The organism is Terrabacter sp. C0L_2 (genome assembly GCF_036352015.1).
Lineage (GTDB): Bacteria > Actinomycetota > Actinomycetes > Actinomycetales > Dermatophilaceae > Terrabacter > Terrabacter tumescens.
Window position 1 is genome coordinate 1,659,474 of sequence record NZ_CP143557.1, and the last position, 17,962, is coordinate 1,677,435.

The following is a 17,962-nucleotide window of genomic DNA, read 5'->3' on the forward strand; positions in this document are numbered from 1 at the left end:
GTGCGAGCTCCATTGAGGGAGTGCTGCCGTCGACGGGTCAAGGATCGTCGCAGCATGCAGCGTGGGCCGACATTTCCTCGATTCCACGCGGTCCTCGGCCCCTCGGATGCTCAGCCAGCGCAGCCCCAAGTTGAGCGTCCACGTCTTGGCGTCATCGGTCCGGCGCTTGGCCGCTCTGTGTATCAGCTCGCGGCGCCGCGTGACGGCCCTGCCCATGTTCACGGCATCTGGCGAGTGTGTTGCCAGTTCAAGTCAACGCGTGGACCTGGGCGACGGCTTACGGGGTCCAATGCCATGAAGAGCCATATATCGGATACCCCAACGCAGAGGAACCTAGGGACGTCCACATGTTCGTTTCGCCATCCGCGCCGTACCTTGAAGCGGCGTTGAGCACGGAGTAGACATCACTCGATATGTAGGACTGGTATGTCGCAGGAAGCGCAGCCATCTTCGCCGCATTGTTAGCGGCGTTGCCCACCCAAACGAGGTCGTTGCTTCCGCGGATTCCCGTTCTTGCAATGAAGAGGCTCGACGTGTCAACGCCCACCTTGTGCTCAAGTTCGTACGAAGTTGTTGAGTACTGTGCCTTGATGGCAGGCTGGATGATCTTGTGCACGGCGCCATTGATCTTGAGTGCACACTTGGCTGCGTTGGAGTTCTTCGCATCACCGATAAAGACGCCCATCACTCGGTCGCCATCATACGCCGTGATGGATCCATTGTTTGCGCGGATGATCTTCGCGGCGCAATAGAGGTAGGTCTTATAGACTTCCGCCGCGAATTCACGGGTATAGGTGGCAACCATGTCTGTAGACGACGCCAGGTCCGCATAGAGAACTGTCGCTTCGAGCGTGACGGCCAAGTTCCGTAGAGGCAGGTCCTGCGGGTCCGGAACCACCTGACCTGCTCTGGTCTGCCAACTCTCGGCAAGCACGCCTTTAACGTAGGTCTCAAGCTCATCGTTAAGAGACATTGTGGGCCCCTGTCTGTTGGAAACTAAAAATCAGCGGACCGTAAACGCTCCGGCGATGCCGGCAAGAAGCAGTCCGAGTCCTAGCAAGAAAATGGCCCAGCCGCTCCAGAAGAACTTTTTGCGCGCCACGGTAGAATTCGCCCATACCTGCGCAGCCAAGTCGGAGAAGAGCGCGTCACCATCCTCCAGAAGCGTCTTAACCGCGGCCGCGTGACCATCAGGGTCACCGACGTACTTCCGAGCGACGTGATCGAAGTAGATAAGTGAGTTCGGCTCTCCCACCTTCAAACGAGGGGCTAATGCAATCAGGGCAAACGTCGCCGAAGCAAACACCGCCAGCGCAGCCACTACAAAGAAGAAGATGGCTCCGCCAGGCGCTCCCTCGTTGGCATCGTCCAATCCACTCTGGACGAGGACGCCACCCAGAACTCCGGCTCCCGCGAGCGCACCCGCTGCCTTCGCGTCTGCATACCTCAACCACTCGTTCGTTGAACCCAAGAGCCGCCAAGCTTCCTCCGTCATGCGGGAAATGTAGCGGACGATGGCGGCGTGCAGAGCCAATGGACGGCGGGGTGCGCTTGGAATAGCGGTGTTGCGGGCTGCGTGCCGCTGGCGACCAACACGTTGTGACCGCTCGGCAGGGGCCTCACGAATTCCCTCGCCGTCAGTCAGCACTCTCCGGATCCGTCAGCAGCCCCTCACGCTCGAGAACCCGCCGGACATCCTCAAACACGGCCTCGATACGCCCCTGCGGGAAACGAATCTGACCGAGTCCCGCGATATTTGAGAACTCGCCGCAAGTATCCTCGATCATTGCAATTGCCCGCTCGAATCCCAGCCGGCCTTGGAACAGGCCGGCTTCGTGAACCACATTCTCCCGCGCGCGCATTTCCCCGTCGACCTGTTCATCCTCCGCGGTCATGACTAAGAATGCAATTGAGGCATTATCTAGCATTTCACCGAGGCGTGCGATATTGGTCACGCCTGCTACGGGAACGCGGTTAAACTCGTCCCATTCCAGGCCGAGTCGATCTTGCAGGAAGTCCTTAAGCTTTCTCCACTCGCCGCTCCGCCCGTGACCGATAAACACCTTGGTGCCCTGCATCACGATCCTTGCAACTGGTTCCGAGGCGCTCATTTCCAGATGATCCGCAGCGAGCCGGCAGAGACGGGCTAGTTCAGCGCTCATTCTGAACGGCGCACGAACAGCGACGACTTCCGCGAGGATCTCTTGATGTGGAGCGTGCTTACGTCCGCCACTGACAGCCAAAGCGTCACGCGTCATCATCTGGCCCTGCTGGAGCTGGGCTTGGATGGCATCTCCGATGGAAAGCGCACGCAATGAGCTTGCCTGCCTCTGCAAGTCAGCGATGTACTCGTCCTGGACGCCTGAGACTGCAGCCGAAGTTAGAGAAGCGAATCGGCTCTGCTCAGTTTCAAAGGCCGACCTTGCCGCCTCTACCGATGGGGCCCACTCCTCAAAATCGGGCGCACCCGATTCTTGGAGCAGAGCCGCCTTCACCTCCTCGAAGTTGTACTCGCGCCAATCTCCCGTCGTCCCAGGCGCAAAGGTGCTTCGAAGTCCCCACTCAGAGCTGAAGTGATTGCCAGGCGGGGGGCTCTCGAGGTCCTTGTAGTAGACGGTCGCGTGGTAGCCGAGATTGGAGCCTGACCAAGCCTTCGCCGCTCGGTCGGAAAGCGTCTCCATGCGGTCCAGGTGCACCTCCATCTCTTCGGTGAGCTCCGCGGCGATGGAATCGAGACGGGTGGCAGCGGCTCGCAGTTGCTCCACGTGCACTTCAGACATGACGGTGATCCTGACAGATCGCGGGCTGAGGGTGCGGTTTCGCCACGGGGGAGATCTGGCAGTTGCGCGTAGCCTGAATGTCGGCCTGCGTGGCGACGGCGATCAACACGTTTTGGGCCGCTTTCGGCGCGCATCCCGCAGATCCGGACGTACCGTCCACACAGTGCTCGCCAGAGGCATTGCGACATCTACTCCGGGGCTGCCGTGTCCCACAGCGACCGCATTTCGCTCACGACCGCGTCGGCGCCGGCCGCAGTTAGTTCTCGCCCCCGCAGAGCGGACTTGGCGTAGCCGATTGCCCGCGCACCCGTCACTTGGGCGACCTCGATGTCTGTCACCGAGTCACCGATGAGTACCGCGTCCACTGCCGCGACCTGGACCAAGTCGAGTGCGGCGAGGACTAGGGAGGGGTGGGGCTTCAATAGGTCCGGCCGTCGCGGTTCACGGCCGACGATGCCGCGCACGAGGCTAGTGGCGTCGTAGCGATTGAGGAATGTGAGCACGGCACCGGCGGCATTGTTGCTGACGATCACGACGGGCTTGTCGCTGTGCTTGCAGGCTTCGAGGAAGTCGAGCGCGCCACGGGTTGGGTCGCTGACTCGAGCGGCCTCTATCTCCGCGTCGATGCAGGCCTGCTCCACCTCTGTGAGCCGATCTGGTGCGTTGGCGCCGGTCCAGCGGAGGACTGCGAGGTGATCCGTCGTGGCTGCCACATCAGGGGGTGCGTCGAGTCCGGCGAGGGGTACACGGGCCATATCCGCGGCGCGGGCGTTGGCTGGTGGCGACATGAGGATGGTGACTGGGCCATCGAAGTCGAGCAGGACAGCGTGGGCTCGCTGGACGAGTCGTACAGCGTTATGGCTCATGTCGTTTGGGGCGTGGCGATGGTGTCCCAGACGCTGTCAAACCACAGTCGGGTCTGGCCGACGAACAGAGCGTCGGCGGACTCGGCGTCGCCGTCGTCAGTGCGCTGGAACATGACTGCGTCCTTGCCCATAGGGTCAAAGATCGCCTGGCGCTTGCGCCCGATCCGGACCTCGTGACGTACGACGGGGTAGTAGCCGAAGAAGGCGTCGACGCGGTTGATGATGTAGACCTTGAACAGCGGGGCGGAACCGTGCAGCCGAGTCTCGACTGTCGCCTCGGGGACGAGGCCGAGGTCTGCGAGCTCTTCGACAGTGGCGGTGATGGCTCCCGCGTGACGCGTGCTGATTTCGGCCATGCGCTCGCGTGCAGGCCCGCTTGCTTCGGGTTTGTTGTCGACGTTGACCGGAAGCGACAGCGGCCGGCTCATGTCCGACAGGAGCATCCGGATCCGGATGGAGGTTGGAGCGAGGCGACCGCTGCGGATCTTGTCGAGTGGTTCGGCGATGATCCCGTGCAGCGTCTCAGCGGTGTACCCGGAGAAGTCGATCTCGACGTTGGGCTGCTCGAAGGCGCGCTCGATGTGAGGACGTAGCCCGATTGGACGCTCGGTTCGAGCCCGCGCGAAGACACCGCTTCCCTGCCTGGAGACGGTCAGGCCCTCGTCCTTGAGAATGCGCAGGGACTGCTGGACCGTCATCCGTGCGACTCCGTAGCGTCGCGCAAGTTCCATCTGCGAGGGCAGCTTGTCACCTGGCGCGATCTGACGCGTCAAGATCGCCGCGCGCAGCGCAGCAGCCACCTGCTGATACGGCGGGCGGGGGTCGTCAGGGTCCAAGCTCATGGCCTCAGGCTACCCAGTTGGCTAGCCGGGCTGGACAAATCCGTCCAAATGCTTGACTTGGCTAGCCAACCTAGTCCACAGTGATCGAACCAAACCATTTGACTAGCCAACCTAGTCATTCGCGAAAGGGTTCGAACATGTCGAATTACGCGGTCGACAGCAAGCGGGCGGGTCTTCGCTCGACGGGCATCGTCAACGAGGTTCGGGAGTGGGAGGAGCGGGACGGCAAGCGGCGCCCGAGCGAGATGCAGGCGCGGGACGAGGCGACGGGGATGCCGCTGTGGCAGGTCGAGGTGGTCTACAAGCAGACGACGTTCGGGCGTGAGTCGATGACGACAGGTGTCGTCGAGCTGGGGTGCCCGCACCGTCCGGTGCTGGCGGAGTTCGCGCCGGTCGAGTTCGTCGACCTGACGGTCGAGGTGCGGGTCAACAAGGCCGGCGGCCTGTCGGAGATGTGGCGGGCGGACCGGCTCGTCGACGAGGGCAAGGCCGCCGGCCAGGCGCCGGGCCAGTCGAACGGTTCGGCGTCTGGTTCGTCGGGTCAGGGTTCGAAGGCGGCGTGACATGACGTCCTCAACTGCTGTTCCGCGTGGGGTTCGGGGGTCGGCTGCGGTCGGCTCCCGGGCCCTGCGCTCGGCCGGTGCGGGCGCTCGCGTGGTGCTCGCCCTCGCGGAAGGCTGGGGCCGGTGGGCGCGACGTCACCCGCGGTGGGCGCTCGGGTTCGCGCTGCTGGCGCTGCTGGCGGCCCTGACCCACCCCGATCCCGCGGCGGCGCGGGTCCTCATCACCGTCGCGGCGCTGCCTGGTCTGGTGGTCGCGGTCTGGGAGTACCGGTGGCCGGCCGGGTATCAGCGCTGGCTTGCCGGTCCGTCGCGTCGGTTCGGGTGGCGCCGGTGGGCCCGCCGAACGTGGCCGGCCCTCACGCGGGAGTGCGGGCTGTCGGTGCAGCGCAACGTCCGCCGCCGTACCTGGGCGCTGGCCCGCCGCAACGGCCGCGTGCAGGTCTCCTCGACCGGCACCGCCTCGGAGTGGGTCCCGCCCCGGCTGGTCGACGTCCTCACCGCCGGGGACACGCTCACGCTGCGGGTCCGGACCCGGATGGGACAGACCGTCCAGGACCTCGAGGCGGCAGCTCCGGCCCTCGCCGCTGCAGCGTCCGCGGTGTCATACCGGGTCCGGCAGCGGACCCCGTCCGTCCTCGACATCGCCCTCGTCATGCGAGAGGCCCTCTCGGCGACCGCCGACGCGCAGCTGCCCGCACCCCTCGGCCGAGACCTGACGGTGGACACCATCACCCTCGGACGCCGGCAGGACGACACTCCGTGGGCGCTCCAGGTCCGCGGTCGGCACACCCTCGTCGTCGGCTGCTCAGGCTCCGGGAAGGGCTCCATGCTGTGGGGCGTCTGCGGAGGCCTCGCCCCCGCCGTGCGGGCGGACCTGGTCCGGCTCTGGGGCGTCGACCTCAAACGCGGCGTCGAGGTCATGATGGGCCGCCACCTGTTCACCACCGTCGCCGTCACCCCCGCCGACGCGATCCAGACCCTGACCCGACTCCTGCAGGTCATCGAGGACCGCGGGCGGGCCATGGCCGGCGTCTCCCGCCTCCACGCGCCCCGTCCCGGGGACCCGCTGCACGTGCTCGTGATCGACGAGCTCGCCGCCCTGACCGCCTACAGCGACACGGACACCAAGCGGGAAGCCTCCCGGCTGCTCGCCGAGATCCTCACCCAAGGCCGCGCCCTGGGCGTCGTCGTCCTGGCCTGCGTGCAAGACCCCCGCAAAGAGGTCGTCGGGATGCGAGGCCTGTTCACCCAGACCATCGCCCTACGGCTCCGCTCGGCCGAGGAGACCCGAATGGTCCTCGGCGACGGCACCGCCGCCCTCGCCCCCGCGCACCGGCTCTCCCCGGCCGCGCCCGGCTCCGCCTGGATCGTCGAGGAGGACGGCACCCTCGACCGGGTCCGCGCCGACTACTGGCCCGACCAGCTCGTCCGCGAGACCGCCGCCACCTACCCCGCTCTCGTCATCGAAGACACCACCAGCGAGGCCCCGGCCGTCACGCAGCCCCACGAGGAGATGGCTCGGGCAGACGTCGCCTCTATGCCGACGCCTCGCACGCCGCGACCTGCGCGCGCGACGCGCACCCCGCGCCAGCCCCGCACGCCGCGGGAACGCCGACCGCGCGAGGACGCTGACCCCGCCTCATCCGTGTCGGGGTTGCGGTCGGGGTCGGCCGACCGCGGACCTGAGGCGGCCTGATCACCATGCGCACCCAGACCGCACTGACCGCCCTGTCGGGTGGGCCGGACCTGTCGCGCTCGACCGGCCCGGTGCCACGTGACCTCGCCTCCGGCGGCTGGAAGGAGTACGGCACCTGCCGCCAGACCGACGCCGAACTCTGGTTCGCCGAGACCTCACGCCGCGTCCACGCCCGCGCCGCGTCCATCTGCGACGACTGCCCGGTCCGCCGCCCCTGCCTGGCCTGGGCCCTCGTCTTCGACGAGCCGTTCGGGACCTGGGGCGGCTTCGGTGCCCCAGAACGGCGCCCGCTCCGGAAGCGGCTCGCGCGCGGTGTCCCCCTTGCCGTCGTCGTCGACGACGCACTCTCTCGGCCGTCAGGTCTTGGGTCTGCTGCTGGGGGTGAGATCGCATGACCGCCTTGACCCGCTCCGCCCGGTGGGCCGCCCTGGAGGCCGTCTGGTGCCAGGCCGCGGACGCCGCAGCTCGACGCCCGCTCGGCTCGGTGGCGTGGCAGACGCTCGGCTCGTGCGGCGCCCGCACCGACCTGCCGTGGACCGCCGATCCCGAGCGCATCGGCCCGTGGGATGCCGAGTCCATGCGCGGGCTCTGCACGGCATGCCCGGTCCTCGCGGACTGCGCCGCGTACGCCGACACCTCGGGGGTGTGCGCGGGATGGTGGGCGGGGACGAACCGGGACCCGGACTACGTCGCCCCGCCGGTGCCGCGCTGGGTCAAAGCGTCCGGCGCCAACGACGACCGGCCTGCGTGGCAGGGCGTCCTCCCGCTCGGCGGCGCGGCATGAGCAGCCACCGCCCGGCACCTGCTGCGACCACTGGCCGCGGGACTGGCGTTGAGCGGCGGCTGCGGACCCGCGCTCACGACGGCGTCACCACCGACATGGCCGTCGCCGCCGCCGAGAGCGCTGGGGTCTGCATCCGGCCGCTGCTGCGCCAGGTCACCGACCGCGCGACCGGCGCCGTCACCACCGTGCCCATCGCGTGCGGCTCCACCCGGGAGAAGGTCTGCCCGTCCTGCGCCGAGAAGGCCCGCCGGCTACGGATGCACCAGTGCCGCGAAGGCTGGCACCTCACCGAGGACCCACCACGCCACCTCGACACCGACCAGCTCGACGACGAAGACCAGCTCGAAGACGAGGAAGGGGCGGACCAGGCCGACGAGGCGCCGGACGCCGGGGCCCCGTCGCGTCGGGTGCGCTCGACCCGGCACCTGCCCGGCTTCCCCGACCTGCCCACGATCCCCGTCGAGGACCGCACCATCGGCACGGCGTTCACCGACGAGCGCACCGGCCGCACCTACCGGCCCTCGATGTTCCTCACTCTCACCCTGCCCTCCTACGGCAAGGTGCTGCCCGGCAGCGGCGTCCCCCGCAACCCGGCCCGATACGACTACCGCCGCGCCGCGCTCGACGCGCTGTTGTTCCCGCGGCTGGTCGACCGGTTCTGGCAGAACCTGCGCCGCGCGGCCGGCTACAAGGTCCAATACTTCGCCGCCGTCGAACCCCAACGCCGGCTCGCCCCGCACCTGCACGCCGCCGTCCGCGGCGCCATCCCGCGAGCCACCATCAAGGCCGTCGCCCGCGGCACCTACGCCGCCATCTGGTGGCCCTCCATCGACGAGGTCGTCTTCGACGGCGACACCCTCCCGGTCTGGGACCGCGACCGCGAGGCCTACACCGACCCGACCACCGGAGCCCCGCTGCTCAGGTGGCAGGACGCCCTCGACCGGCTCGACGCAGACCGCGCCGTGGGCGAAGACGTCGAGCCGATGCACGTACTCACCCTCGGGAAGCAGGTCGACATCAAAGGCCTGCTCGGCGGCACCCCCGACAGCGACCGCGCCGTCCGGTACCTGTGCAAGTACCTGACCAAGTCCATCGCCGACACCTACGCCGGAACACCCGCCAACGACGGCCAGGACCCTCATGGCCCGGAGCGTGAACCCGATGCGGCGGCCCTGGCATACGAGCGGCACATCGACCGGCTGCACCGCGAAGTCCGGTGGCTGCCCTGCTCCCCGGCCTGCGCGAACTGGCTGCGCCACGGCATCCAACCCAAGGACCCCGGCCCCGGCCTGATCCCGGGCGCCTGCCCGTCCAAGGCCCACGACCGGGACCACCTCGGCCTCGGCGGCCGCCGCGTCCTGGTCTCCCGCCACTGGTCCGGCAAGACCCTCACCCAGCACAAGGCCGACCGCGCCGCCGTCGTCCGCGCCGTCCTCACCGAGGCCGGCATCGAGGCCCCCGAGGCCGACCGGCTCGCCGCCGACGTCCTGCACGAGGACGGGCTGCCCCGGTTCGTCTGGGAAGACGTCCCCCTCCGCGAACGCGACTACACCGCCGTCATCAGCGCCTCCCTGCACCAAGCCCAACGCTGGCGCACCCAGTACGAGGACGCGAAACACACTGCGGCACAACGCGAAAGTCAGCGCGGCTCACCGCCCGTCACACCTGTGGACAGTCATTCGGCAACGACCCAGTGCGCGCCGACCGGTGCGCAACCCGATTGAGAGGAGAGCAGTGATGAAGCACCAGAAGGAAGTTCCGGCACTGGCTTACCGCGTTGATGAGGCGGCCGAGGCCCTCCGGTTGAGCAGATCCGTCATCTACGAGCTGATCCGGTCGGGCAGGCTGCGCACGGTCAAACAGGGGAGTCGGCGGCTGGTCCCTGTCGTCGCGCTCCACGACTACCTCGAGTCGCTTTCCGAGGACGTCGCATGACCGAGCGAAGGTCGAAGGGCGACGGTGGGCTGCACTGGGACGAACGTCGACAACGATGGATCGCGACCGTCACCCTCGGCTATGACGGCCGTGGCAAGCGCATCGTCAAGAAGGGCTCGGGCCGGACAAAGACCGAGGCCAAGCGCAAGCTGCGCGAAGTTCTTCGTGACCACGAGGACGGGGTCGCCGTCGGTGATGACACCTACACCGTGAAGCAAGCGGTCGAGGACTGGCTGGCCTTCGGCCTCAACTCGCGCGACGAGGAGACCCGCGCCGCCAACGAGAGTCTCAGTCGCAACCACGTGATCCCGCACCTGGGCGCGCGACGCCTCCGGGACCTGACCGCGCGCGAGGTCGATGCGTGGCTGCTCGGGCTCTCGGGGAACCTGAGCACTCGGACGCTGCGCGGTGTCCGCGCCTGTCTCGTCCGCGCGGTGAACCGTGCCATGGCTCGCGACAAGGTCAAGCGCAACGTCGTGCTTCTCTGCACCGTCCCGACCGGCGACCCGGTCGCCCGTCGAAGTCGCTGACAACCGAGCAGGCACGAGACGTCCTGACCAAGACGGCCGGCGACTGGATGCACAACTACATCGTCGTGTCGCTGCTTACGGGTGCCCGGACCGAAGAGCTGCGGGCGCTCAAGTGGCAGCACGTACACCTAGACGGCATCCCGAGCGCATCGCCGCCCGTGCCTGCCTACGTGGAGGTCTGGCGTTCGGTCCGGTCAGGCGGGGACACCAAGACGCGAAAGTCGCGGCGGACGCTGGCCCTTCCGAGCAGGGCGGTCGACGCTCTCCGGCGACAGCGGGTCGAGCAGGCCGAGCTGCGTCTCCAGGTGGGGGAGCGCTGGACAGACAGCGGCCTGGTGTTTCCGAGCAAGGTCGGCACCCCGATGGACAGGAACAACGCCCTGCGTGCCTTTCGCATGGCTCTCGCGAAGGTGCCGAACATCGAGCCGAGCGACTGGTCGCCACGGGAGCTGCGGCACTCGTTCGTGTCGTTGCTCTCCGACTCGGGTGTCTCGATCGAGGAGATTTCTCGTCTCGTCGGTCACAGCGGGACGAGCGTCACCGAGCTCGTCTACCGCCACCAGATTCGCCCCGTCCTCCAGACCGGAGCGGTTGCCATGGACAGCCTGTTCGGGACGGGCGATGCGGATCGGTAGTCACTCAGATTGTCACTCAGCGACGGCGAAGGCCCCCTGCCTGTGGTTGGCAGAGGGCCTTTGACCTGCGGAGACACTGGTCGGGGTGACAGGATTTGAACCTGCGACCTCTTCGTCCCGAACGAAGCGCGCTACCAAGCTGCGCCACACCCCGGTGCTGCATCTACCCCTGGTCCGCGGACCGGAGGCAGCAAGCAGAGATGCTAGCGCAGCCCCCGGCCCAACTCCGAATCGGGCCGTCGCAGCCACCCACGACCCCGCCGCCGATCAGTCCTGCGAGCGGGGGACGAGCGTCAGGAGCGTCGCCTCGGGACGGCAGGCGAGGCGCACGGGAGCGGTCGGCGCCGTGCCGAGACCAGCGGACACCTCGAGCCACGCAGCCCCCTCCGGCGCCAGCGACGACGGCGTCGAGCCGGCCCCCGGCCACCAGCGCGACAGGCCCTTGACCCGGCTCGTGTCGAGGTCGCAGTTGGTCACGAGCGCGCCGTAGCCCGGCACGCAGACCTGACCGCCATGGGTGTGGCCGGCGACGATGAGGTCCGCGCCGTCCGCGGCATACGCGTCAAGGACGCGCTGGTAGGGCGCGTGCGTCACGGCGAGTGCGAGGTCGGCGTCGGGCGACGCCGGGCCGCGGACGAGGTCGAGGCGGTCGTAGCCGAGGTGCGGGTCGTCGACGCCGACGAGGTCGATGCGCAGGTCGCGCACCGTGATCGAGTCGCGCCGGTTCGTCAGGTCCACCCAGCCGCGCGAGCTCATGCCCCGCACGAGGTCCGCGGTGGGCAACCGCTGGGTCGTGCCGACGCCCTTGGCGAAGTTGCGCGTCAGGTAGCCGAGCGGGTTCTTCAGCCTGGGCGCGAAGTAGTCGTTGGAGCCGAGCACGAAGACGCCCGGGATGCCGAGGAGCAGCTCGTAGGCGTCGAGGAGGGCCGGCACGGCGTCGGCCGCCGCGATGTTGTCGCCCGTCGTGATGACGAGGTCCGGGTCGAGCGAGGCGAGGCTGTGCACCCAGGCGCGCTTGGCGCGCTGGCGGGGGAGCAGGTGCAGGTCCGACAGGTGCAGCACCCGCAGGGGCGCGGCGCCGTCGGGCAGCACCGGCACGTCGAACCGGCGCAGCACGAAGGCGTTGCGCTCGATGAGGGAGGCCCACCCGAGCACCCCGGCACCGGCCGCGCCCAGTCCGAGCGCGGTCTTGAGCACGGTCTTGGTCGCGGCACGCATGGGGCCCATCCTCGCACCCACGGCGGCCGGCCCGACGCAGCCGGACGATGGGGCGCGCCCGACCTGACAGACTGGACGCATGAGCACCCTCAAGGAGCAGCTGCAGGCCGACCTCACGTCCGCGATGCGCGAGCGCGACCAGGTCCGGGCCGGTTCGCTGCGGATGGCCCTCACCGCCGTCACCAACGAGGAGGTCGCCGGCAAGGAGCACCGCGAGCTCACCGACGACGACGTGCTCAAGGTCCTCGCCAAGGAGGCCAAGAAGCGCCGTGAGGCCGCCGAGGCCTACACCGGCGCCGGCCGCGCCGAGCTCGCCGACAAGGAGGAGGCGGAGCTCGCCGTCCTCGAGACCTACCTGCCCAAGCAGCTCGGCGACGACGAGCTCGAGGCGATCGTCCGCGAGGCCGTCGCGTCCTCCGGCGCCACCGGCATGCCGCAGATGGGCCTGGCGATGAAGGCCGCCAACGCCGCCGTCGACGGGCGCGCCGAGGGCGGCCGTGTCGCCGCGATCGTGCGCCGGGTCCTCGCCGGCTGACCACCGGCTGGCCGTTGGTCGGCCGCCGTGTCGAACCGCGCCGAGGCCGTGGCCGCCTTCCGTTCCTGACCTCGCGGCCACCCTGGCGGGCGCACGCGCTCACCCGCCACACGGCATACGCGATCGGCGTGCGGCACCACGCTCTTGGGTCGTGTGCCGCGTGGCGGGGACGACGAAGGCCCGACGCGCAGCGCGTCGGGCCTTCGTCAGGACTGCGTCAGCCGCGTCCTGGGGGCTTGGTCGGCTTGCCGCCGGGTTTGCCCGGCTTGGTGTTGCCCCCACCACCGGCGGGCGGCGCGACGGTTGTCTGCGGTTGCGGCAGCTGCTGGCGGTCGGCGCCGCGTGAGGTGTAGATCGTCACGAAGCTGCCGTTGGGGGCCTTGCCGTAGGGCGAGGTGCCGGCGACGAGGCCGCTCTGCACCGACGAGCTCATCGTGCCGCCGACGCCGGCCGAGAAGCCCGCGGCCTGCAGCGTCGCGATGGCCTGCGAGACCGACATGCCGGTGACGCTGGGGACGTCGACCTGGTCGCCGGAGACGAGCTTGGACGAGGGCTCCTTGAAGTCGACCATCGGCTGGCCGTCGAGGGCCTTGTTCATGATGGCCTTCCAGATCGGCGCCGCGATCGCCGCGCCGTGCATGACGGGGTAGAAGTTGCCCCCGACCTTGATGTTCTTCATGACGCGGTCGATCGGGTCGTAGGGCGTGCCCACCCAGACGGCCGTGACGAGCTGCGGCGTGTAGCCGACGAACCACGACTCGTTGTTGTTGTTGGCCGTGCCGGTCTTGCCGGCGGACTGGCGCTTGCCGTCGGCGAGCTGGTTGCGGATGCCCGAGCCGTGGGTCATGTTGAACTCGAGGAACTTGTCGGTGGCGCGGACGACATCCGGCTCGACGACCTGCGCGCACTTCGTCGCCGGCAGGGCGATGTTCTTGCCGTTCTGGGTGATCTTCGTGACGGCCACCATCGGGCACTTCTTGCCGTCGGCAGCGAGGACACCGTAGGCGTGGGCGACACCCTGCGGCGAGACGTCGGAGGCGCCGAGGATGTACTGCGGGGCGTAGCGTCCGACCGGCTCACCGTCGGCCTGGTGCAGGCCGAGGCGCAGCATCGTGTCACGCACCTTGCAGCCGCCGAGCTTCTCGGCGAGGGCGACGAACGCGGTGTTGGTCGACTTGGCCGTCGCCTCCATGAGCGAGATCTTGCCGCCGGCGAAGGGACTGTCGTTGAAGACCTTCCACGTGCCACCCGGGCCGCAGTTGGCCATGCCGCCCGGCCACTCCTTGGGGGTGTAGACGGCCTGCGAGTTGCCGCCGGCGCCCTTGGCATCGATGCTCGACTTCGTCGTCATGCCGGACTCCATGGCCGTCACGAGCGCGAAGGCCTTGGCCGTCGAGCCGAACTGGAATCCGATCGAGCCGCCGTACTTCTTGTCGAGCGCCCAGTTGATGCCCGTCTTGCCCTTCGTCTCCTTGTCGACGGTGTATGCCGTGTTCTGGGCGAAGGCCTTCACCTGGCCCGTGTTGGGGTCGGCGACGTAGGCGGCCGCGCCGATGCGCTCGCTGTTGCCGATCGGCACCTTCTTGGTGACCTCCTTCTGCGCGTAGTCCTGCAGCTTGGGGTCGAGCGTCGTCGTGATGGTGACGCCGCCGCGGTAGAGGGTGCGCTTGCGCTCCTCGAGCGTCTTGCCGAGCTGCGGCATCGCGAGGGCGTAGTTGACGATGAAGTCGCACCAGTAGGGGTAGGGCGACGCGAGGCAGGTGCTCTTCGGCTGCGAGACCCGCATGTCCTGCTTGAGCGTGCGCTTCTTGGCGTCCTGCCACTGCTTGTCGGTGATCCGGCCGAGCTCGTGCATGCGGTCGAGCACGACGTCGCGGCGGGCGATGGCCTTCTTCGGGAAGTTGACCGGGTCGGTCGTGCCCGGGTTCTGCGTCAGCCCGGCGAGCAGGGCCGCCTGCGACAGGCTCAGCTTGCTGGCCGGGATGCTGAAGTAGTGCTGGGCCGCGGCCTCGACGCCGTAGGCACGGTCGCCGTAGTAGACGAGGTTGAGGTAGCCCTGGAGGATCTCGTCCTTCGTCAGCTTCTTCTCCAGCGTGATGGCGTACTTCAGCTCCTTGAGCTTGCGCATGTAGTCCTTCTTCACCGCCTCCGCCGCGGCCTCCTTGTCACCGGCGTTGAGGGCGGAGTACTGCAGCGAGATCTTCACGTACTGCTGCGTGAGCGACGAGGCGCCGACCGACGAGCCGCTGCGCAGGTTGGAGATGACCGCGCGCATGGTGCCCTGGATGTCGATGCCGCCGTGGTCGTAGAAGCGGTGGTCCTCGATGGCGATCTGCGCCTCGCGCATGATCGGCGCGATCTTGTCGAGCGGCACGATCGTGCGGTTCTGCTCCTGCGGCGTCGCGATGACCGTGCCGTCGGCCGCGAGGATGCGCGAGGTCTGGGCCAGCGGGTTGGTCGTGAACTCGCTCGGGAGCTCGTTGAAGACGTCGACGCCGCTGCGGGCGAGGGCGCCCGTGGCGCCCACCGCGGGCATCACCAGGCCGGCGGCGAGCAGTCCGAGCACGAGCGCGGACGCGAGGAACGCGCCGAGCAGGCTGATGACGCCACCGATCGAGGTAGTGCGTGAAGACATGGGCCTTAGGGTAACCGCTCACCCTATGGCCACCGGGCTTCCGGCGCTGCGCAGACCCTTCGTGTGCGGCCGCGCGGGCATCCGCACGTATCAGGGACCCGCGTCGCCACCCTGATGACCAGGGCTCCCCGGGGCTTGCCCGGGGCAGGTGACTAGTCACTCCCTCAACTAAATGGTCCATAGAGGCTATGTCGGACCGGGCTCCACGCTCGTAATGTCTCGTTTGGGCCTTAGGGGGGCCCGCACGATCTGGACCGGTGGGACGGTCCGGGTCTGCTCGGTGTCATGGGAGGTGCCGAGCGGGGAGGGGTAACACAATGAGTGCTGTCGTCATGGTGGATCCGTGGGTGGACGAGTGGGCCAGTCAGGCCAGCTGCTCCGGTTCGGATCCCGATGCGCTGTTCGTCCGAGGCAAGGCCCAGCACGACGCGAAGGCCGTCTGCAAGACGTGTCCGGTCCTCGCGCAGTGCCTGGCCGAGGCTCTCGACAACCGTACCGAGTTCGGTGTCTGGGGAGGCATGACCGAGCGCGAGCGCCGGGCCCTGCTGCGCAAGCGGCCTGACATCACGTCGTGGAAGTCCGCGCTCCGGGCAGGCATGGCCTCCCAGGGCAAGCGCGACTGAACCGGCACCACATCGACCGGTCTCCGGTCGCCACATCGAAGACGTGAACGGGGCCGTGACCACCCATCGGGTGCGTCACGACCCCGCAAGCGCGTGCCCGATCTCGCGCAGGCCGTCGAGGTCGTGCACGTCGCGTCCGAGCGCCGGCACCTGCACCACGGGTATGCCGGGGTGTGACCGTGAGAAGCGGTCGGCGAGCTCGCGCTGTCGCTCGGCCGTACGGACGAGCGCGGCGTGCAGGCGCAGCAGCCCGGCGGCGTTGGACGCCGACTTCGGACCGCCGCCGTCCTCGAGGGACTCCGCGGCCGCGAGCGCGCGCGCCGGGGTGACCCCCGTCGCCGAGACGCGACCGATGCGGTTGACGACGAGCCCGGCCAGCGGCATACCGTCCGCCTCGAGCCGGTCGACGAAGTAGGACGCCTCGCGCAGCGCGTCGCGCTCGGGTGCGGCGACGACGAGGAAGGCCGTGCCGTCCTCGGAGAGCAGCCGGTAGGTCTCGTCGGCGCGCTCGCGGAAGCCGCCGAACATCGTGTCGAGCGCGTTGACGAAGGTCTGGACGTCGGTGAGCATCTGGCCGCCGAGGATCTTCGTCATCGTCGACGTGACGAGCTGGACGCCGACACCGAAGACCTTGAGCCCGGCGCGTCCGCCGGCCTTGGCGGGCGCGGTCAGCAGCCGGATGAAGCGGCCGTCGAGGAAGCTTCCCAGCCGGTTCGGGGCGTCGAGGAAGTCGAGGGCCGAGCGTGAGGGCGGGGTGTCCACGACGATGAGGTCCCACGGTGCGTCCGGGGTGCCGGCGCTCGCCTTGAGCTGGCCGAGCTTCTCCATCGCCATGTACTCCTGCGTGCCGGCGAAGGAGCTGCTGACCGCCTGGTAGAAGGGGTTCGCGAGGATCTGCTCGGCCTTGCCCGGCTCGGAGTGGGCGATGACGACCTCGTCGAAGGTCCGCTTCATGTCGAGCATCATGGCGTGCAGGCTGCCGCCGGCCGTGGCGTCGATGTCGGTGACCGGGCGCGGGGTGTTGTCGAGCTCGGTCAGGCCCAGTGACTGGGCGAGGCGCCGGGCCGGGTCGATGGTGAGGACGACGACCCTGCGTCCCGACTCGGCGGCGCGCAGGCCGAGGGCGGCTGCGGTCGTCGTCTTGCCCACGCCGCCGGAGCCGCAGCAGACGACGATCTGGGTGCGGGGGTCGTCGATGAGTGCGTCGACGTCGAGCCTGGGGGCGGCGCTCGAGACCCGGCCGGGGGTGCCCCGGCTGCCCTGGCTCTGCGGGCTCACGCCTCGACCTCGGCGTCGGCGCACTGGGTCAGGAAGAGCGGGACGAGCAGGTCGGCGAGCTCGCGGACCGAGCCGGAGTCGACGCCGGCCGGCAGCGCGGGCAGCTGGACGATCGGCAGGCCGGTGGCCTCGAGGAGGGCGAGCTGCTCGCGCTCGAGGTCGATGCGCTCGGCGTGGTCGCGGGCCTCCTCGAGCAGGCCGTCGACGAGCTCGGGCGTCGCGCTGACCCCGGCCTCGGTGAGCTGGGTGCGGATCGACGCCTTGTGCAGGCGGCCCTCGCGCGCCTGGTCGAGGGCGACGTCGTCGAGCAGCGGCTCGCGCACCAGGTTGACGATGACGGCGCCCGGGTGCAGGCCCTTCTCGCGCAGCTCGTCGATCGACTCGAGGGTCTCCTGCACCGGCATCTCCTCGAGGAGGGTCACGACGTGGACGACCGTCTGGTCTGACTGGAGCAGGCGCGTGATCGAGGAGGCCTGCGACGCGATCGGGCCGACACGGGCGAGGTCGGCCACCTCGGAGTTGACCGAGAGGAACCGGCCGATGCGGCCCGTCGGCGGGGCGTCGAGGACGATGCCGTCGTAGACCGGTGGGGCGTCGCCCTTGTGCTTGCCGTCGCGCCGGCGCCGGTTGGCCTCGTAGATCTTGCCGATGAGCAGCACATCGCGCACGCCCGGCGCGATGGTCGTGGCGAAGTCGATGGCCCCGAACTTCTCGAGCAGTCGGCCGGCGCGGCCGAGCTTGTAGAACATCTGGAGGTACTCCAGCAGGGCGGCCTTGGGGTCGATCGACAGCCCGACGAGCTCGCCGCCGCCGGAGAGGCGCACGATCCGGGTCTCGTCGGTGCCGAGCGGCGGGACGTCGAACGTCTGGCTGATGCCCTGCCGCCCCTCGACCTCGGTGAGCAGCACGTGGGCCGGTGCGGAGGCCAGCGCCAGTGCGATCGCCGAGGCGACGGTGGTCTTGCCCGTGCCGCCCTTGCCCGTGACGACGTGCAGCCGCGCCCGCGCCCAGTCGTTCGTCACGCTCCCACCCTAGAACCTCC

General features: G+C 68.9%; 19 protein-coding genes and 1 tRNA gene. 10 read left to right on the plus strand and 10 right to left on the minus strand.

Features of this window, described 5'->3' with window-relative positions; all coding sequences use genetic code 11:
- Window positions 1-277: 277 nt before the first annotated feature.
- From U5C87_RS07765 to U5C87_RS07785, 5 genes are all read right to left on the minus strand, one after another.
- Complete coding sequence (locus U5C87_RS07765; protein ID WP_330476026.1) at window positions 278-973, minus strand: adenylate/guanylate cyclase domain-containing protein; 696 nt, start codon at window positions 971-973, stop codon at window positions 278-280.
- Window positions 974-1,003: 30 nt separating this feature from the next.
- Window positions 1,004-1,495, minus strand: a complete 492-nt coding sequence (locus U5C87_RS07770; RefSeq protein ID WP_330476027.1) for a Pycsar system effector family protein — start codon at window positions 1,493-1,495, stop codon at window positions 1,004-1,006.
- A gap of 142 nt (window positions 1,496-1,637) precedes the next feature.
- Window positions 1,638-2,780 (minus strand): TIR domain-containing protein, encoded by a 1,143-nt coding sequence (locus U5C87_RS07775; RefSeq protein WP_330476028.1) that lies wholly within the window; start codon window positions 2,778-2,780, stop codon window positions 1,638-1,640.
- Window positions 2,781-2,968: 188 nt separating this feature from the next.
- Window positions 2,969-3,646 (minus strand): HAD family hydrolase, encoded by a 678-nt coding sequence (locus U5C87_RS07780; RefSeq protein ID WP_330476029.1) that lies wholly within the window; start codon window positions 3,644-3,646, stop codon window positions 2,969-2,971.
- The gene (locus U5C87_RS07785; RefSeq protein WP_330476030.1) at window positions 3,643-4,488 is read right to left on the minus strand and encodes a GntR family transcriptional regulator; all 846 of its coding nucleotides are present in this window, start codon (window positions 4,486-4,488) and stop codon (window positions 3,643-3,645) included. The genes U5C87_RS07780 and U5C87_RS07785 overlap by 4 nt, the downstream gene beginning before the upstream one ends.
- A gap of 137 nt (window positions 4,489-4,625) precedes the next feature.
- On the opposite strand from U5C87_RS07785, the gene U5C87_RS07790 reads away from it, so the two are divergent.
- From U5C87_RS07790 to U5C87_RS07825, 8 genes are all read left to right on the plus strand, one after another.
- Entirely contained in the window at window positions 4,626-5,051 is a 426-nt protein-coding gene (locus tag U5C87_RS07790; RefSeq protein WP_330476031.1) for a hypothetical protein, read from the plus strand.
- A 91-nt stretch (window positions 5,052-5,142) separates the two neighbouring features.
- On the plus strand, window positions 5,143-6,747 hold the full coding sequence (locus U5C87_RS07795; RefSeq protein WP_330476032.1) for an FtsK/SpoIIIE domain-containing protein: 1,605 nt from the start codon (window positions 5,143-5,145) through the stop codon (window positions 6,745-6,747).
- A gap of 5 nt (window positions 6,748-6,752) precedes the next feature.
- Entirely contained in the window at window positions 6,753-7,142 is a 390-nt protein-coding gene (locus U5C87_RS07800) for a WhiB family transcriptional regulator (protein ID WP_330476033.1), read from the plus strand.
- On the plus strand, window positions 7,139-7,531 hold the full coding sequence (locus U5C87_RS07805; protein WP_330476034.1) for a WhiB family transcriptional regulator: 393 nt from the start codon (window positions 7,139-7,141) through the stop codon (window positions 7,529-7,531). Before U5C87_RS07800 ends, U5C87_RS07805 begins: the two co-directional genes overlap by 4 nt.
- Before the next feature lie 95 nt (window positions 7,532-7,626).
- Window positions 7,627-9,255: a replication initiator gene (locus U5C87_RS07810; RefSeq protein WP_330476035.1), complete on the plus strand. Its 1,629-nt coding sequence runs from the start codon at window positions 7,627-7,629 to the stop codon at window positions 9,253-9,255.
- A gap of 13 nt (window positions 9,256-9,268) precedes the next feature.
- On the plus strand, window positions 9,269-9,466 hold the full coding sequence (locus tag U5C87_RS07815; RefSeq protein ID WP_330476036.1) for a helix-turn-helix domain-containing protein: 198 nt from the start codon (window positions 9,269-9,271) through the stop codon (window positions 9,464-9,466).
- Window positions 9,463-9,996 carry a hypothetical protein gene (locus U5C87_RS07820; RefSeq protein WP_330476037.1) on the plus strand — a complete coding sequence of 178 codons (534 nt, stop codon included), beginning with the start codon at window positions 9,463-9,465 and terminating at the stop codon, window positions 9,994-9,996. The genes U5C87_RS07815 and U5C87_RS07820 overlap by 4 nt, the downstream gene beginning before the upstream one ends.
- Window positions 9,997-10,043: 47 nt before the next feature.
- Window positions 10,044-10,631, plus strand: coding sequence for a site-specific integrase (locus U5C87_RS07825; RefSeq protein WP_330476038.1), 588 nt, complete (start codon window positions 10,044-10,046; stop codon window positions 10,629-10,631).
- Window positions 10,632-10,708: 77 nt separating this feature from the next.
- Here U5C87_RS07825 and U5C87_RS07830 read toward each other — a convergent pair.
- Window positions 10,709-10,785 (minus strand) — tRNA-Pro (locus U5C87_RS07830).
- 113 nt (window positions 10,786-10,898) lie between these two features.
- A complete protein-coding gene (locus U5C87_RS07835) occupies window positions 10,899-11,849 on the minus strand; it encodes a metallophosphoesterase (protein WP_330476039.1) in 951 nt (316 codons plus the stop codon).
- A gap of 79 nt (window positions 11,850-11,928) precedes the next feature.
- On the opposite strand from U5C87_RS07835, the gene U5C87_RS07840 reads away from it, so the two are divergent.
- Window positions 11,929-12,384: a GatB/YqeY domain-containing protein gene (locus U5C87_RS07840; protein ID WP_330476040.1), complete on the plus strand. Its 456-nt coding sequence runs from the start codon at window positions 11,929-11,931 to the stop codon at window positions 12,382-12,384.
- Between the two features lie 217 nt (window positions 12,385-12,601).
- Here the strand turns inward: U5C87_RS07840 and U5C87_RS07845 are convergent, their stop codons facing one another.
- Window positions 12,602-15,019: a transglycosylase domain-containing protein gene (locus U5C87_RS07845; protein WP_330476041.1), complete on the minus strand. Its 2,418-nt coding sequence runs from the start codon at window positions 15,017-15,019 to the stop codon at window positions 12,602-12,604.
- A gap of 317 nt (window positions 15,020-15,336) precedes the next feature.
- Here U5C87_RS07845 and U5C87_RS07850 point away from each other — a divergent pair, with 317 nt between their 5' ends.
- Entirely contained in the window at window positions 15,337-15,642 is a 306-nt protein-coding gene (locus U5C87_RS07850) for a WhiB family transcriptional regulator (RefSeq protein ID WP_443082106.1), read from the plus strand.
- Window positions 15,643-15,717: 75 nt separating this feature from the next.
- Here U5C87_RS07850 and U5C87_RS07855 read toward each other — a convergent pair whose 3' ends face one another.
- Together U5C87_RS07855 and U5C87_RS07860 are read right to left on the minus strand one after the other, a co-directional pair.
- Window positions 15,718-16,920 (minus strand): ArsA family ATPase, encoded by a 1,203-nt coding sequence (locus U5C87_RS07855; RefSeq protein WP_330476042.1) that lies wholly within the window; start codon window positions 16,918-16,920, stop codon window positions 15,718-15,720.
- Window positions 16,917-17,942: an ArsA-related P-loop ATPase gene (locus U5C87_RS07860; protein WP_330476043.1), complete on the minus strand. Its 1,026-nt coding sequence runs from the start codon at window positions 17,940-17,942 to the stop codon at window positions 16,917-16,919. Before U5C87_RS07860 ends, U5C87_RS07855 begins: the two co-directional genes overlap by 4 nt.
- Window positions 17,943-17,962: the final 20 nt, after the last annotated feature.

What these genes read in the sequence shown, in the direction of transcription:
- U5C87_RS07765 (WP_330476026.1), bottom strand. Translation starts at nt 973, where the DNA reads ATGTCTCTTAACGATGAGCTTGAGACCTACGTTAAAGGCGTGCTTGCC.
- U5C87_RS07770 (WP_330476027.1), bottom strand. Translation starts at nt 1,495, where the DNA reads ATGACGGAGGAAGCTTGGCGGCTCTTGGGTTCAACGAACGAGTGGTTG.
- U5C87_RS07775 (WP_330476028.1), bottom strand. Translation starts at nt 2,780, where the DNA reads ATGTCTGAAGTGCACGTGGAGCAACTGCGAGCCGCTGCCACCCGTCTC.
- U5C87_RS07780 (WP_330476029.1), bottom strand. Translation starts at nt 3,646, where the DNA reads ATGAGCCATAACGCTGTACGACTCGTCCAGCGAGCCCACGCTGTCCTG.
- U5C87_RS07785 (WP_330476030.1), bottom strand. Translation starts at nt 4,488, where the DNA reads ATGAGCTTGGACCCTGACGACCCCCGCCCGCCGTATCAGCAGGTGGCT.
- U5C87_RS07790 (WP_330476031.1), top strand. Translation starts at nt 4,626, where the DNA reads ATGTCGAATTACGCGGTCGACAGCAAGCGGGCGGGTCTTCGCTCGACG.
- U5C87_RS07800 (WP_330476033.1), top strand. Translation starts at nt 6,753, where the DNA reads ATGCGCACCCAGACCGCACTGACCGCCCTGTCGGGTGGGCCGGACCTG.
- U5C87_RS07805 (WP_330476034.1), top strand. Translation starts at nt 7,139, where the DNA reads ATGACCGCCTTGACCCGCTCCGCCCGGTGGGCCGCCCTGGAGGCCGTC.
- U5C87_RS07810 (WP_330476035.1), top strand. Translation starts at nt 7,627, where the DNA reads ATGGCCGTCGCCGCCGCCGAGAGCGCTGGGGTCTGCATCCGGCCGCTG.
- U5C87_RS07815 (WP_330476036.1), top strand. Translation starts at nt 9,269, where the DNA reads ATGAAGCACCAGAAGGAAGTTCCGGCACTGGCTTACCGCGTTGATGAG.
- U5C87_RS07820 (WP_330476037.1), top strand. Translation starts at nt 9,463, where the DNA reads ATGACCGAGCGAAGGTCGAAGGGCGACGGTGGGCTGCACTGGGACGAA.
- U5C87_RS07825 (WP_330476038.1), top strand. Translation starts at nt 10,044, where the DNA reads ATGCACAACTACATCGTCGTGTCGCTGCTTACGGGTGCCCGGACCGAA.
- U5C87_RS07835 (WP_330476039.1), bottom strand. Translation starts at nt 11,849, where the DNA reads ATGCGTGCCGCGACCAAGACCGTGCTCAAGACCGCGCTCGGACTGGGC.
- U5C87_RS07840 (WP_330476040.1), top strand. Translation starts at nt 11,929, where the DNA reads ATGAGCACCCTCAAGGAGCAGCTGCAGGCCGACCTCACGTCCGCGATG.
- U5C87_RS07845 (WP_330476041.1), bottom strand. Translation starts at nt 15,019, where the DNA reads ATGTCTTCACGCACTACCTCGATCGGTGGCGTCATCAGCCTGCTCGGC.
- U5C87_RS07850 (WP_443082106.1), top strand. Translation starts at nt 15,337, where the DNA reads ATGAGTGCTGTCGTCATGGTGGATCCGTGGGTGGACGAGTGGGCCAGT.